Raw genomic sequence first — 14504 nt, 5'->3', positions numbered from 1 at the left:
CCGCCTTCCAGCAAAGCGCCCCGTTTTAGCCTGACTGTCTCGTCATCACCCCGCTTTAGATCATCAGGAGTTCTCGTGAATCACAACGCCCGCCCCCTGACGGCTCTGGAAAAAAACCATGTGTGCACGGTTTACCTGCGCTTGGTCGCGCTTAAATGGGTGGCGCTGCTGTTCGGTGGGCTTTGTTGGCTGCTTGGCCTGGCGCTGCCCGCAGCGCTGGTGGTCGACCCACAGGGCTTACCGAAATTGGCGGGCCTTTTCATGCTGATGCTGAGCCTCTTTTTCCTTGCCGCTGGCACGCTTTTCCTCGCACTCGGGCTCAGGCAGGCGCTGAGGCAGAGAGGCACGACCACTCGGCTTCACGGCACGCTGACCATGGTCCGGATCAACGTTCGAGGTTCTGTCTATCATCGCTACTTCATCGACGACACTCGGATCATGTGGCCACCTAGCGCGAGGGATCTTTACGCCCGCTCGGTCGGCCGCCCAGTCTCGCTGACGGTGGCCATGATCGACCTTGCCCCGCGCCAAAAGGTACAAGCGTTTCTCGCACGCTGGACCCCCAAAACGCTCAAGCGACAGCCGTCGGGCTTCGCCGTTGTGCTGAACTATTCGCCCTACATCAATATTCACGGGGCGCTTGCGAAATACGGGCGCTACTTTCTGCTCTGGTATCAGCTCAAGTGGGCCCTGGGGATGGGCCTTTGGGTAGCGCTCACGCTCCTGGTCATCATGCAGCCTTTTGTGCTCACGCTGGTGGCTCGCAGCTCCATTACTACATTCCTCCTGGCGCTCGTTGGCTATTTCATCGTCACCGGCCTGGTCTGTTGTCTGGTGATCAAGGGCTACCACAGGCTGCGCAAATGGCTGAGCCCGGATTACGACGATACGCCGCATGAAGAGCGATTGAAGGGCTAAGGCCCACCAAACCGAGAGGCCCCGAGGCGGCCTACCTGCCACGCGCCTCGTGTCATCAGCGGCGCGTAAAGGCTAGAATCGAAAGCCTCGTATCCTTTCTGGAACACCGCCATGAACCTGTCCCCGTCATGAACCTGTCTGAGCTAGTGGATTTCAATCTCGTTGCGCGCCACGGCGGATTCGGGCGCGCGGCGCGGGCGAGTGGCCGGCCCAAGGCGACGCTTTCACGACGAGTGGCCGAGCTGGAGCGCCGCCTGCGGCTACGCCTGTTCGAGCGCGGCGGGCACCTGCTAACACTGACCGAGGAGGGAAAAGCGCTTCACGAGCGCACCGGTACGCTGTTGGCCGAGCTCGATGAAACCATGCTCGCCATCGCCTCCGGCGGCGACCGGCCCCGGGGGCGGCTGCGCATCAGCGCCCCGCTGCTGTTCTGCCAGCTAGCTATGGGCCGACTGGCGGCGGAGTTCGCCCTGGCCTACCCGGAGGTGCAGCTCGAGGTCACCTCCGAGGACCGCCCGGTCGAGATGATCGATGAAGGCTATGACCTGGTGATTCGAGTAAATCCCGAAGAGGACGAACGCCTGTACGGACGCCGCTTTCTGCGTGACCGTCTGGTCGCGGTGGCAAGCTCGCAACTCCCCAAACCGGCGGTTGATCAAACGGCTCCCGCGGTGGTGCGCGCCGGTGGCCCGCCGGTCTCGACCTGGGAACTGACGTCCAACGGCACCACGGCTCGAGTCGACGTTAGGCCCGTTCTGCGCCTCTCGTCGATGACGATGATGCGCGATGCGGTTCGCGCCGGTGCCGGCGCGGGGTTGCTGCCGCTGTCGCTGGTCAGCCGGGACCTCGAGGCGGGCAGGCTCATCGCTTGGGGCGACGTCCACGGCCCGGCGATCGACCTGTGGGCGCTCTACCCGTCGCGCCGACTGCTCAATGCGCGGGTTTCCGCCTTTTTGACCCACTTGAAGAGCGCCTTTCCCTCGGGTGAGCCCGAAGAGCTCGCGGCCTATATCGACCCATAAGCCAGCCTTGCGACACGATTTGATCGCCGCTGCCCCGGCGGCGCAGGTTTTCCACGCCGCCATGGCTTTCCTGGACGCCAGAATCACACGGCTACGTTGCCGCAGTGTGGGGTAACTACACGGCCTGCATCAGGGCAACGGCGTCCGCCCCCGCGGCGAGGCGTGCCGGGCTGCCGGCGTCAGTGACGCTGCGCCAGATGGCCTGTGCCACGTCCTCGGCGGATGTTAGCGCGCCGGTTTCCTCCTGCCAGGCGGCGAATACCCGTTCCGCCAGCGGGCCGTAAGCCTCCGGGATGCCGCCGGCCATTCGGGGCCCCGCGTTGGCGGCAAACGCCGTATCCGGCGCCCGGCCCGGCAACACCGTACGCACGCGGATACCGAAGGGTTCGAGCTCGATCGCCATACTGTCGCTCAGCGCATTCACCGCCGCCTTGCTCGCCGTGTAAAGCGCGAGCAGCGGGAGCGGCATCAGCGTCACGCTCGAGGTAACGTTGACGATCGTACCCGCGCCGCGCTCACGCATCTGCGGCAATACGGCTTGGGTCATCGCGATCGTGCCCAGCGTGTTGGTCTCGAAAAGCTCCCGAGCAACGGCCATTGAGGTTCCCTCGACGGTACTGAGCAGGCCAATGCCGGCATTGTTGACCAGCGCATCGATAGGGCCGGCTGCCGCTACCGCCCGGGCAATACTGGCCGGGTCGGTGACATCGAGCGCCAAGGTACGCAGGTTGACTGATGACGGCAAAATACTTTCATCGGGGGTCCGCATGGTGGCCACGACGCGCCAGCCGCGAGCTGCGAAGTGGCGAGCCGTCGCCAGGCCAAAGCCGGATGAGCAGCCAGTGATGAGGATAGTGGGCATGATGAACTCCTGTGTTTCAGTAAAGGAAAGAGTGCGACGCCGTTCAGGACGCCATCAGCACACGAGCAGCGTCGTGGTAGCGGTGCAACGGCCGGCCAAGCAGCGTCGTCAACCGCTCGACATCGCCCTTCTCCGGAATCATGCCGTCGCTGACGTAGCGCTCGGCCATTAACCGCATTTCATAGGCCATCCAGGCCGGCATGAACGCCGCCATCGATTGCTCGAACCCGCTTGGGTCATCACCGCCATAGGCGATAGGGCGTTCCAGCACGCGTGACCAGATCGTGGCGATGTCGTCGCCAGTCAGCGTGTCGGGGCCGACCAGGTTGATGGTTTCAAGCGGCAGCTTGCTCGGCGAACGCTCCCGCCGTAGCAGCTCGAGCGCCGCCACTTCGCCTATATCGCGGGCATCCACCATGGCCACGCCCTTGCGGCCGATCGGCATGGGGTAAACGCCGTGCTCCTTGATCACGTCCTTCACCATGACCTCGTTATCGATGAAGTAGGTCGGGCGTAGGATGGTGGCGCCAAAGCCCATCGCCGCCAGCATCCGTTCCGCGCCGGACTTGACCGCAAAATGGGGCACGTTAACGGCAGTATCGGCGCCAAACACCGAGAGATAGACCACGCGCTCCACTCCCGCCTCCCGCGCGATGTTGAGGGTAATGATCGCTTGGGTGAATTCATCGTCCGTGACCGCGTTCAGCAGAAACAGCGTGCTGATGCCATCAAAGGCGCGGCGCAGCGCGTCGATATCGAGTAGCTCTCCCTGTACCACCTCGACGCCTTCGGGAAAGAATGCCTTGGCGGCATCGCGGGTCAGCACCCGAACGCGGGTATCGCGGGTAACAAGCTGTTCGACAACGTGGCGGCCGACACGGCCGGTGGCACCGATCACTAGAATGGTCATGGTTCTTCGCTCCTCAGAGTCTGTTGGACTGACCATCTGAAGATAATTGATCCGCGAGACATCCAATAGACCGTATAATTGGACAAACTGTCTCGATATTGGAACACTCAAAGCCCGATACCGAGCTTCGATTGGCGTCTTGTCTTTCAGAGATTGTGGCCGCTGCCAGGCAATGAAATTCGGCGAGCAAAACGCTATTATCCGGCTCGATAATTTTTATGATGATGCCATTCGTTTTCACACTCTTACTGGACACGCCATGCACAACCTCTGGATTCCCGTCGTCGCCATTGTCGTCGTAGCGGGCCTGATCTTCGGCAGCCAGGCCTACTCCGAGGCTCAGCGCGATGCCCACATTTCCGAGGCGATTTCGCAGCGTTTTGAGCGCCAAACGCCAGCCGAGATCTCCAACCTGATGAGCGTCAACAAGGGGTACGGGGTGTGCGGCGACTATGCACTTTCAGGCGCCGAGGGCGGCCGCTTTTACTACAACAGCGCGACCGAGCGGCTCGCGGTAGGCAGTGACGACGAGCTGTACCAGGATAACTGCGCGAGCGTTTCGAAGTGACCTTCCCGACATTTGGTCGAGCGCACCTGTAAACCAATTAACTAGACCGTAGTTAACATCGTAGCTAGAATCACGCAGTAAACCCAACTGGATAAAAAAGGTTACTGCCAACATGTACGATACGTCTCGTTCTTTCACACTCCCTACGCCTTCGGCCCTGTCTCACTACTCGCTGAGTTGGAAGATAGTCGCGGTCGTGCTGGGCTCTCTCTTTTTGACGCTGTGCTCCTACGTACAAGTGCCCATGGTGCCGGTGCCCGTTACGATGCAAACCTTCGGGGTACTGTTGGTCGGGGCGCTTTACGGCTGGCGCCTGGGCGCGGTGACCACGCTTGCGTGGCTGGGTCAGGCCGCCGTAGGTCTACCGGTGCTGGCGGGCGGTGCGAACGGCTGGGTAGCATTTGCCGGGCCGACGGCGGGATATCTGTTCGTCTTCCCGCTGTGCGCGGCGCTAACGGGCTGGCTGGCCCAGCGCGGCTGGAACGGCCAGCGCCCCGCACTTGCCTTCGCAGCCATGATGCTGGCCCACGTGCTTTGCCTGGTCGCCGGCGGTGCCTGGCTTTCACAGTTCGTCGGCATGGAACAAGCCATCGCGCTGGGTGTGACGCCGTTCCTGGTCGGCAGCGTGCTGAAATCGGCCCTGGCTACCGTGACGCTCAAGCTGATCGCCAGCCGCCACCGCGATAACGCGTGACCATCCGGCTACGCGGCCACCACCTGCTCTGCCTGCTCACCTATGTAGGCAAGGGCTACAGCGCCGCCTTCGTGGCCAACTACGACCGGCTCGCCGCGCGCCTTTCCCTTGGTGAGCCGGTAGAACTGGTCGCAGGGCCGGATGACATCTGCGCCCCGCTGCTGGCCCCCGCGTGCGAGGTGCCCCACTGCCTGAACGACAGCGTCATCGCGCGGGACAGCGCCGCGCTTGAAGATATCGGCGAAACGCTGGGCCGCCCGCTGGCCGTTGGCGATACCATTGAACTGGGTAGCGCCACGCTGGCATCGCTAAGGGCGGCGTTTCGCGCCGGGCGCAATCGGCAGGCGTGTATTGGCTGTCAGTGGTATTCGCTGTGTACGAATGTGGCGAGGAGTGGTTATGACGGGGTGCGGGTCGGCGTTAAGTGCCCTCAATCCTAAACGAATTAGCCATTGAAAAACGTCGCCTCCTTCGCGGTTGACATCGGCCCTTGACGCCAGCGTTGAAGCAGGTGGCTCGTTGTTGGCGGCCTTGCGCGACATAAAGGAGCGCTATTAGGTTTTTTCATACCCCACATTTCATTCGCTCAGCGTTTATCGCCTGATGGCCCACCTGTGATCTGGAGATAAGAGAGAATGACCTCGACGGCGTGCGCTCGTCGCTCGGCCAACCACTTCGCGTCGGTTAGATCCTGCTCGAAAATGATCGATAACGTGTCACGCTGGTTGATGTGAATGATCGACAACGAAAGGATCGAGATATAGAGCTGGGTGGGGTCAACGGCGCTACGAAACACCCCCGCCGCTTCGCCGCGTACGAGTGTGTCACGGATCATGCCCACCAGCGGGGTAGTTTGCTGCACTACCCTGGCGGATTTACGTAGCATGCGACCACCCAGCAGGTTCTCGTTGCGCACGAGGCTTGTAAACTCCGGATGCTCGGCCATGTGATCGAAGGTGAACTCGACCAGCGCCTGCATACCTGCGACCGGCTCAAGATCGCTCAGGTTGAGCGCTTTTTCCTTGGCCCGCAGCTCCTCGTAAACGCGCTCTAACACCGCCAGATAAAGGCCTTCCTTGTCGCCGAAGTAGTGGTACGCCATACGCACGTTGCACGCCGCGGCGCGCACGATACGCTGCATCCGCGCCCCGTCGAAACCGCACTCGCAGAATTCATCCGTGGCCGCCTGTAGCAGGCGCTCGCGCGTCTCATGGGCGTTACGGCGGGGTTTGCCGGTCTGTGCGTTCGACGATACGCCAAGCGCCTCGCTTTCACTCATTCATACATCCTTGTGCTCTTGTAGTGTCTCGCGCTATTGCCCTAACGCAATACCATCGCTGCGCGGGTCGTGGGCCGCGTATAGCCCTTTTGAGGGGTCGATTAGCACAGCCCCGGGGTGACCGGCCAGCGCGCTCTGGGCGGGCAGCGGGCTAACCTGGTGGCCACGACGGGAAAGCTCTGCAAAGACCGCCGCCCCCGCATCCTCTTCCAGTTTCAACGTATCACGCCCGTCGGAAAACGTGCGCCCCAACAGAAAGCGTGGTTTTTTCAGAGCGGTAAGCGGGTCCAGGCCGTAATCGATCAGGCGGGTCAGCACCGCTGCCAGAGTTTGCGGCTGGCCATCCGCCCCTTGGGTGCCGTACAGCAGGCGCGGCTTACCATCGACGCGGTACATGCCCGGGTTCAGAGTATGAAAAGGCCGCTTACCCGGTGCCAGCGCGTTGGGATGGGATGGATCCGTGTTGAACGCCGCCCCCCGGTTGTGCCACAAAATGCCCGTATCGCCCACGCTGACGCCGCTGCCCCAGTCGTAGTAGATCGTCTGCAGCATCGAAACGGCGTTGCCGAAACGGTCCGAAGCGGCCAGGTACACCGTATCACCATGCTGGTAAGCGTGGGGCCACGCCAGCGCGTTGTCTGCCTCAATATGGGCGGCCTGAGCGTCGAGATGAGGTGGTGAAAGCAGCTCTTCGAAGGGTATCGATGCAAAATCCGGGTCGCCCAAGTGGGCGTTTCGATCCAGAAAGGCGCGCTTCACCGCCTCGACCAGCAGATGGTAATAGTCCGCGCTTCCCTCTTCGATGCCGGCAAAATCGAAACGCTCGAGAATACCCATGATCTCCAGCGTGGTCATGCCTTGGGTAGGCGGGCGGTGGGCCAGCAGCTCGCCGCCCCGGTAAGGTATAGAGAGCGGCGACTCGACTCGCGCCCGCGTCGCCGCCAGGTCCTCCGACGTTAGCGGCGAGCCTGCCGCCGCCAGCCCTGCGGCAATCTTAGCGCCCAGTTCGCCTTCATAGAAATCCCGGTAGCCATGGGCGGCCACCGAGCGCAGCGACGCAGCCAACGCCGGCTGGCGCAGAATATCGCCCGGCTCGGGCATTTTGCCCTCCGCCATGAATAGCGACTGCACGCCGGGCATCGTCGCCATCTCGTCACGGCGGAAATCGAGCCAGAAGCGCTGTGAGGGCGTGACCTCAAAGCCCTCCTCAGCAAGTCCAATAGCCGGGTCCAGCAAGGCCTGCCAGTTCATCCGTCCGCCGCAGTGTTGACGCGAGATATCGTGGGCCTGGCCCCAAGTGTCTACCGTGGCCGCCGTGGTCAAGAGCGACCCCGGCCCTCTATCGGGTAGCGCGCCTTTGTGCTCGATCCTGGCTTGGGGCGCTTGGCCAATACCGGAAAGCGTGCGCACCCCGCCCTGGGCGTCGGCGATGATCATGAAAGCGTCGCCACCCAAGCCGGTGAAGTGCGGGTAGGTCACCGATAGGCAAGCGCCCATGGTGATCGCCGCCTCGACGGCATTGCCCCCTTGGCGTAGTACCTCGCGCCCGGCTCTAGTTGCCAGGGTGTGCGGGCTGGTCACCACGCCCTCCTGGGAGTGCGCCAAGGCGCTTGGGGCCGTATTCGGGGAAGTTGTCACTATCGTCATCCTTGTTTCAGGCGTTTAGCCGCCGTACACCATATTGGGTAGCCACATGCTGACCGCAGGAAGGTAGGTCAGCAGCACCAAGGCGATGAGCGCGATGCCGATAAAGGGCAGCGCTCCGCGCACCGTTTGTACGTAATCGACGCCCTCGAGTGTGCCCGCCACGAACAGGTTGAGCCCGAAGGGCGGCGTGAACATGCCGATCGCCCCGTTCACGGTGAGCACTGCCCCCAAGTGGACCGGGTCGATACCGATGCGCGTGCCCACCGCGTAAAACAGCGGCCCGAGAATCACCATGATCGAAGAGGCATCCAGGAACATGCCGGCAATCAACACGGTCACGTTGATCAGCAAGAAGATGTGGTAAGGGTTCTCGGAGAGCGACAGGATGGCGTTGGCGAGCTGAGTGGCCAAGCCATTACTGGTCAGAAACCAGGCCAGTACCGAGGCCGCCGCGAGAATGATCATCACCTGAGCAGTCGTGGTCGCCGCGTCGATCATGCTCTGAAACAGCTCCTTGACGCTTTTTTCGCGGTAGATCAGCGCCGCAACTAACAGCGCGTAGACCACCGACACCGCAGCGGCCTCGGTAGGCGTGAAGATGCCCAGATAAATGCCGCCCAGCACCACGACAGGCACGCCAAGCCCCCAGGAAGCGTCTTTCAGCCCGGCCAATACCTCGCGCCAGCTGGGCGGGTCCATCGGGGCGACGCCATCTTTCCTGGCGCGATACCAGCAGTACGGCAGAAAGCACGCGGCGTATAAAAGCCCCGCGCCCACCCCCGCCATGAACAGCGCGCCAACCGATACCCCGGTGACCGCCGCGTAGACGATCATCACCACCGAAGGCGGAATGATGATGCCAAGCGAGCCGGAGGAGACCAGCAAACCAATGGAGAACGGCCCGGAATAGCCCTCCTTACGCATCGCCGGGTAGAGTAGCGACCCCACCGCGACCACCGTTGCAGGGCTGGAGCCGGAAATGGCGCCGAAGAACATACTCGATGACACCGCCGTCATCCCCATGCCGCCAGTAAAGCGCCCCACCAGCAAATTAGCGAAACGGATGATCCGCTGTGAGAGCCCGCCGGCACTCATCAGGCTACCGGTCAGGATGAAAAACGGAATCGCCATGAGCGGAAACTTGTCCAGCCCCGCGAACAGCCGCTCGACGACGATGGCCAGCGGAATGTGGCTGAAGCTGCCCATCGTCGCCATGACCGAGCCGGCCAGGGCGATGAAGATCGGTGCCCCTACCAGCATCAACGCCGCCAGCAGCACTAAAAACGTGATAACCATGGGTTCATCCAATCTGATCGAGGTGGGCGCTGGCCTGCCGACGGCCGAGCAAAGCGCGGAAGAAGTGCTGGGTAAAGCGAATGCCCATCAGCAAGGCACCGACGGGAATGGCCAACTGCACGACCCACATGGGCGCCTGCAGCGCCGAGCTGACCTGGCCGAACCGGTGGGTTTGCTCGGTGAGCTCGATACCGTAAAACACCAGAAAGGCGCAGAAAGCGATCGAGATCGCGTGCACCAGCAGTTCCAGCGCCTGCGCGATGGACGGCGGGCTGAAGCGGCGCAGAATATCGATGCCGATGTGAATGCCTTGGCGGGCCGCCACACTGGCGCCCAGCAGCACCATCCAGACGATCTGGTAACGCACCAGCTCCTCCGCCCAGGAGAACCCGAAGTTGAACACGTAGCGGGCCACCACGTTGGCAAAGAGGATGAGCGCGGCGGAGAGAATCAGCAGGCCGATCACGACTTCCTCGCTGCGCGACAGCCAAGCATCAAGTTTGCGCATGGCGCACTCCCTATCAGGAACACTTCAAAGAAAAGAGGGCCAGCGGGATACCGGCCCTCTTGCGGGGCGTATTACTCGGCGTTGGCGATCGCTTGCTGGAACTCGTCCATTAGATCGGCGCCGATTTCGCTGGCGAAGGCCTCGTGCACCGAGGCGGTTGCCTCACGAAACGCCGCCAGTTGCTCGTCGTCGAGGGAGCTTACGTTGGTACCACTGGCTTCGATGGTAGCGATGTAGCCCTCTTCGCGACGGGCGGTTTCTTCGCGCTGGAAAGTGGTGGCTTCGCGCGCAACCTCGGTCAATAGCGCTTGGTCGTCCTCGCTCAGACCATCGAACCAGCGCTGACTGAACAGGAACGCGTAGCCCAGATACGCATGGTTACTGATGACCACGTCCGACTGCACTTCGAAAAACCGCATCTGGGTAATCGACACCAGCGGGTTTTCCTGGCAATCCACCACCCGCTGCTGCAAGGCGTTGTAGGTTTCACCAAAGGCGATGGGCACTGGGTTAGCGCCCATGGCGCTGAACTGCTCCATGATGATGGGGCTCTGCATCACCCGCACCTTCTGCCCTTCGAAGCTTTCCGGGCCCTCGATCGCGTGGTTGCAGGTGAACTGCTTGAAGCCGCTCTCCCAGAACGTGACGCCCTTCAGGCCCACCTGCTCGGTGGTGGCGAGCAGATCGTCGCCGGCCTGACCGTCGAGCACGGTATGGGCGACTTCCGGCGAGGGAAATAAAAACGGCAGATCGACGATCTGCATGGCGGGCACGAAACCCGAAAGCTTGGCCGTGGGAATGATCGCTGCTTCCACCGCGCCCATCTGCATCTGCTGGGTCACCTCGACATCGTCACCCAGCGTATTGTTGGGAAAGAGCTGCACGGTGATCTCACCGTCGCTGCGCTCCTCCACGGCCTGCTTGAAGCGCTCAGCCGCCAAGTGCTGGGCGCTATCTTCCGGCAGGTCGTGGTGGAATTTCATGTGTATATTGGCGCTCGCGGTGTTGGCAAGGGTCAAGGCGCCCAGTGCCACGCTATACGCGATTGCTTTCAGTTTGGCGTTATGGAGTTGCATTTTCATGATAAGACCCTCTGCCAAGGCGCCAATGGAGGTAGCGCTCTACGGTGATTGAGTTAAGTAACTGTTTACTTACCTAAATGAAAAGCAAGGTTCATGCCATTTTTAAAAGGGCGGTATTTAGGGTACTGAACGCTTTCAAAAGCCATTTCGTCGCACCACATAAGTGCCTAAAGCACATGAAAGGTGCGATATTGGAAAAGTTCTCGCTCGAGCGACGTACAGCAACATTGCCCTTGGTCGAGAACGAAGCTCTTGCAAACGAAGCGCGCTACAGGCTGCTCGGGTCAGCAGTACCTAATGAAAGTTGAGCCGATTACAGCACCTATTCGGCTCGAACCATGAGCCGAACGAGTTCGATATTCAGCTCGAATGGTAGTGGTCGTATGCTTCATACCTTTTTCTTTAACTTTTTCTCTTCAGGTGTACTCTCGGTTCACCCGATGCAGTCGAACTCAAAGGGTGTGCTTACAGGCAACCTTGAAATGACGGCACAGAGAAGCATTGAAAGAACGGTTTATCCAAGGTGAACACGTCTTATGGCAAGCCGGTCAGGCGATCAACACATCTGAATAGAGGCTTCAACCTTAATTACCGATCGGTAACTTCATAAGAAATTTAGCTTCAGCATCATAATAAAAGACGCGCTTCAAGATACCGCATGCTCGCCTTTTTCAAGCCCTCGTTGGTGCTGGTGAAAGCGATGGTCTCGACTGCGCGAATGGCAATGTCCCACTCGTAGCGGCGTCTGTCGCCAGCCGCCGTAATCAGCCAGCCCGGCTCGAACCAAGCATCAATGCAACCGCGTGCGTCATTGCCGTTATGGTTTGCGACACATTCGGCCCATCAGCATCCTGAATACGTGCATGGGCCGGGTAGGAAATGTTTAATACCAAAAAGTGGCCTGCACGGGGTTTCTGCAACCACGTGCCCCTACCCCACGGTATATTTTTGTATAAACACCTAATTTAAAAGCCACTATTGTTATAACCATCAAGGCCGAGCATGAACGTCGAAGAGATTTATCGTCGGGACCTTAACCTGTTGGTCGCGTTGCAGATTCTGGTCGAGGAACGCAGCGTCAGCAGAGCTGCAAATCGTTTGAACCTGAGCCAGTCCGCAATGAGCCGAGTACTGGGGCGGTTACGCGGCTTGCTGTCAGACCCGCTGTTTACCCGCCAGGGGCAGAACCTGATCCCGACCGAGAAAGCGTTATCGATGAACAAAGCGCTGGACGAACCTCTCGGACTTCTGAGTCAGCTTTTGTCTCCCATCGAGTTTGACCCCGGCTCGTGTGATCAGGCATTTACAATCGTCACTACTGATTATGCGATGCAAACCATCTTGCCATTTGCCCTGCCCCGCATATATCAGGAAGCCCCCAACATCGCGCTCGAGTTCCTGCCATTACAAGATGAGCATGTAAAAGAGCAACTAACGTACGGTCGAGCGGATTTAGCCATTTGTCGCCCTATTCACTCTATTGAGCCCTTGCAATATGAAACATTGGGCCGTGTTGGCGTGTCATGCCTGTTATCCAAACAGCACCCACTCGCGGATAGAGATATGTGTCTGGACGATTATCTGAATTTTCCTCATGCCCTGATTGCCATCAGTGACGGGGTTAAATCGCTGATCGAACAGGCGCTAAAAGACAAGCCCAAGCGGCGCACGGTGTTAAGGGCCTATCACCTGGAAGCGGCACTGGCGATTGTGGATACGATGCCCCTCATCATTACGGTGCCTGCCGATTTGGCCTATCTGGTGTCCGAGCGTCATAACCTGGTCGTGAAGCCGTTGCCCTTTCACTTTACGCCGTTCGATTATTCCATGATTTGGCACCCACGCTGTGATCACTCGCCCTCACAGGAGTGGTTGAGAAACCTCGTCAAGGAAGAGTGTGGCAAGCTCATCGCCAAACGTGTGATGGACATGGGTTTGGATGCCGAGGCTGATGCCATGCCCCGGACAGAGCAACAATGAAAGCAACACTGGCTCGTTACATATGCACGTCGAGCATCGAGGCCGATCTGCACGAGCTAGTCATATCGATTTAGGGCAATCCGCCGACTTGCCCGCCTTCACCCCAAGCACAGCGCTAGCCTCACGCCCCGTGTGTCGTATGTAAAATCTGCATGGATCACTGCACTTTTTATCATTTGAGTTACCCCCCGATACTCCTTAGGCTTCGAATGACGCTCGTATACGCACCTTTCTTCAGTCCACGTCTTCGAAGTTACTGAAGTTTTTTATCTGTTTTGCAGCTGCCATTACTTTTCCATGGTTCACCAGGGCCATGGAAAAGGTGGCGGTGCACGCCATTAAAAGTGGCGATCAAGAACGGTAAGCGTAAACGAAGAACACTCTAATCACTCAAGGTATAACAAGAGCAACTTATGACTATTTTTCGATTTCCACTCCTGGTTTGGCTGAGCATAGGGATCTTGATTACCAGCCTGGGGATCAGGCAGTCCTTTGGCATTTTCATGACGCCCATTTCCGACTACTTCCAGACGGGCCGTGAGTTCTTCAGCTTTGCCATTGCATTACAAAATCTACTGTTTGGCGCCTTCCAGCCGTTTGTGGGCATGGCGGCCGACCGCTGGGGGCCAAAGCGCATTATCATTGCAGGTGCCATCGCGTACGCCCTGGGCCTGTACCTGACCTCGATCACCACCGAACCCACCATGATGTACCTGTCTCTGGGTGTGCTGGTCGGGTTTGGATTGAGTGCCACCAGTTACGTGATCGTTTTGGGTGCCGTTGCGAAAGTGGTGCCTGCACAACATGCAGCCAAGGCCTTTGGCTTGACTACGGCAGCAGGCTCGTTTGGCATGTTTGCAATGATTCCGGGTGCTCAGACGTTATTAAGTATTTCCGATTGGCAAGGTGCCCTGCAGATATTCGCAGTCATGTGCAGTTTCATGGTGGTGTTTGCACTGTTCATCAAAACGGCAAAGCAGGACACATCTACCGCACACCCTGTACAAGATGACTTGCAGACACTGAAGGATGCCTTGATGGAAGCCTTCACACACAAGGGCTATTGGTTAATTCATATCGGCTTTTTTGTGTGTGGTTTTCATGTGATGTTTATCGCCACGCACCTTCCAAGTTATCTGGCGGATAAAAGCATCTCGGCCTCGACCGCGGCCATGGCGCTGGCCTATGTAGGCATCTTCAACATCGGTGGCTCTTATTTTTGGGGGGCCATGGCAGACCGCTACAGCAAACGTTATGTGATGTCTGCGCTGTACTTCGTGCGTACGGCCGTGATCGCTGCCTTCGTGATGCTGCCGACTACTGACATGACAGCGCTCATTTTCGGCGCTGCGATAGGGTTTTGCTGGTTGGGCACCGTGCCGATCACATCGGGGCTGGTTCGTCAGATCTTTGGCGCTCGTTACCTGTCGACGCTCTATGGCCTGGTATTTTTCTCTCATCAGGTAGGCAGCTTTCTGGGGGCATGGGCCGGGGGGATCATTTACGACTACTACGGGTCTTATGGCCCGATCTGGTGGTCGGCGATCATACTGGCGTTTATCTCTGCATTGATTCATCTTCCGATCAATGACAAGCCGGTTCCCCGCTTGAGTATGGCAACCGCGTAATGCTACGGGGCGCCTGACACAGGATGTCAGGCGTCTTTCCCTTGTTATCCCTATCTATCACCATCGGTGAGTTGGCCCACCTACGGCCAACTCATTGCCACTTATCCAGC

The 14504-nt window shown here is 59.3% G+C and carries 14 protein-coding genes; 7 read left to right on the top strand and 7 right to left on the bottom strand.

The genetic code is table 11. From position 1 onward, the window contains the following. Positions 1-75: 75 nt before the first annotated feature. Together MQW23_RS03315 and MQW23_RS03310 are read left to right on the top strand one after the other, a co-directional pair. Positions 76-918 (top strand): hypothetical protein, encoded by an 843-nt coding sequence (locus MQW23_RS03315; protein WP_252106389.1) that lies wholly within the window; start codon positions 76-78, stop codon positions 916-918. Between the two features lie 128 nt (positions 919-1046). Further along, positions 1047-1940, top strand: coding sequence for a LysR family transcriptional regulator (locus MQW23_RS03310; protein WP_252106388.1), 894 nt, complete (start codon positions 1047-1049; stop codon positions 1938-1940). Positions 1941-2055: 115 nt separating this feature from the next. On the opposite strand, the gene MQW23_RS03305 is transcribed toward MQW23_RS03310, so the two are convergent. After that, positions 2056-2802, bottom strand: coding sequence for an SDR family oxidoreductase (locus MQW23_RS03305; RefSeq protein WP_252106387.1), 747 nt, complete (start codon positions 2800-2802; stop codon positions 2056-2058). Between the two features lie 43 nt (positions 2803-2845). Continuing rightward, on the bottom strand, positions 2846-3712 hold the full coding sequence (locus tag MQW23_RS03300; protein WP_252106386.1) for an SDR family oxidoreductase: 867 nt from the start codon (positions 3710-3712) through the stop codon (positions 2846-2848). Positions 3713-3971: 259 nt separating this feature from the next. Between MQW23_RS03300 and MQW23_RS03295 the strand changes: the two genes are divergently transcribed. The 3 genes from MQW23_RS03295 (at position 3972) to MQW23_RS03285 (ending at position 5414) form a co-directional block, all read left to right on the top strand. After that, the gene (locus tag MQW23_RS03295; RefSeq protein ID WP_252106385.1) at positions 3972-4280 is read left to right on the top strand and encodes a hypothetical protein; all 309 of its coding nucleotides are present in this window, start codon (positions 3972-3974) and stop codon (positions 4278-4280) included. Positions 4281-4392: 112 nt separating this feature from the next. Then, a complete protein-coding gene (locus MQW23_RS03290) occupies positions 4393-4974 on the top strand; it encodes a biotin transporter BioY (RefSeq protein ID WP_252106384.1) in 582 nt (193 codons plus the stop codon). Next, a complete protein-coding gene (locus tag MQW23_RS03285; protein ID WP_252106383.1) occupies positions 4971-5414 on the top strand; it encodes a DUF1284 domain-containing protein in 444 nt (147 codons plus the stop codon). The genes MQW23_RS03290 and MQW23_RS03285 overlap by 4 nt, the downstream gene beginning before the upstream one ends. Before the next feature lie 146 nt (positions 5415-5560). On the opposite strand, the gene MQW23_RS03280 is transcribed toward MQW23_RS03285, so the two are convergent. From MQW23_RS03280 to MQW23_RS03260, 5 genes are all read right to left on the bottom strand, one after another. Further along, entirely contained in the window at positions 5561-6253 is a 693-nt protein-coding gene (locus MQW23_RS03280; RefSeq protein ID WP_252106382.1) for a TetR/AcrR family transcriptional regulator, read from the bottom strand. Positions 6254-6286: 33 nt separating this feature from the next. Beyond that, positions 6287-7891, bottom strand: coding sequence for a gamma-glutamyltransferase (gene ggt, locus MQW23_RS03275; protein ID WP_252106381.1), 1605 nt, complete (start codon positions 7889-7891; stop codon positions 6287-6289). A 24-nt stretch (positions 7892-7915) separates the two neighbouring features. Next, on the bottom strand, positions 7916-9196 hold the full coding sequence (locus MQW23_RS03270) for a TRAP transporter large permease (protein WP_252106380.1): 1281 nt from the start codon (positions 9194-9196) through the stop codon (positions 7916-7918). A 4-nt stretch (positions 9197-9200) separates the two neighbouring features. After that, the gene (locus MQW23_RS03265; protein ID WP_252106379.1) at positions 9201-9704 is read right to left on the bottom strand and encodes a TRAP transporter small permease; all 504 of its coding nucleotides are present in this window, start codon (positions 9702-9704) and stop codon (positions 9201-9203) included. 71 nt (positions 9705-9775) lie between these two features. Further along, entirely contained in the window at positions 9776-10786 is a 1011-nt protein-coding gene (locus MQW23_RS03260; protein ID WP_252106378.1) for a TRAP transporter substrate-binding protein, read from the bottom strand. A gap of 1002 nt (positions 10787-11788) precedes the next feature. Between MQW23_RS03260 and MQW23_RS03255 the strand changes: the two genes are divergently transcribed. Next, a complete protein-coding gene (locus MQW23_RS03255; RefSeq protein WP_252106377.1) occupies positions 11789-12766 on the top strand; it encodes a LysR family transcriptional regulator in 978 nt (325 codons plus the stop codon). A gap of 413 nt (positions 12767-13179) precedes the next feature. Beyond that, positions 13180-14394, top strand: a complete 1215-nt coding sequence (locus tag MQW23_RS03250) for an MFS transporter (RefSeq protein WP_252106376.1) — start codon at positions 13180-13182, stop codon at positions 14392-14394. The last annotated feature ends 110 nt before the right edge of the window (positions 14395-14504 follow it).

This window comes from Halomonas sp. S3-1-1, from assembly GCF_023757625.1.
In the GTDB taxonomy this organism is placed as follows: domain Bacteria; phylum Pseudomonadota; class Gammaproteobacteria; order Pseudomonadales; family Halomonadaceae; genus Vreelandella.
Note: the sequence above shows the minus strand (reverse complement) of the source record. Positions and strands in the feature narration are given on the sequence as shown.

Coding starts and splice junctions, on each gene's coding strand:
- MQW23_RS03305 (WP_252106387.1), bottom strand. CDS start 2,802: ATGCCCACTATCCTCATCACTGGCTGCTCATCCGGCTTTGGCCTGGCG.
- MQW23_RS03260 (WP_252106378.1), bottom strand. CDS start 10,786: ATGAAAATGCAACTCCATAACGCCAAACTGAAAGCAATCGCGTATAGC.
- MQW23_RS03310 (WP_252106388.1), top strand. CDS start 1,047: ATGAACCTGTCTGAGCTAGTGGATTTCAATCTCGTTGCGCGCCACGGC.
- MQW23_RS03280 (WP_252106382.1), bottom strand. CDS start 6,253: ATGAGTGAAAGCGAGGCGCTTGGCGTATCGTCGAACGCACAGACCGGC.
- MQW23_RS03250 (WP_252106376.1), top strand. CDS start 13,180: ATGACTATTTTTCGATTTCCACTCCTGGTTTGGCTGAGCATAGGGATC.
- MQW23_RS03270 (WP_252106380.1), bottom strand. CDS start 9,196: ATGGTTATCACGTTTTTAGTGCTGCTGGCGGCGTTGATGCTGGTAGGG.
- MQW23_RS03295 (WP_252106385.1), top strand. CDS start 3,972: ATGCACAACCTCTGGATTCCCGTCGTCGCCATTGTCGTCGTAGCGGGC.
- MQW23_RS03290 (WP_252106384.1), top strand. CDS start 4,393: ATGTACGATACGTCTCGTTCTTTCACACTCCCTACGCCTTCGGCCCTG.
- MQW23_RS03300 (WP_252106386.1), bottom strand. CDS start 3,712: ATGACCATTCTAGTGATCGGTGCCACCGGCCGTGTCGGCCGCCACGTT.
- MQW23_RS03255 (WP_252106377.1), top strand. CDS start 11,789: ATGAACGTCGAAGAGATTTATCGTCGGGACCTTAACCTGTTGGTCGCG.
- MQW23_RS03265 (WP_252106379.1), bottom strand. CDS start 9,704: ATGCGCAAACTTGATGCTTGGCTGTCGCGCAGCGAGGAAGTCGTGATC.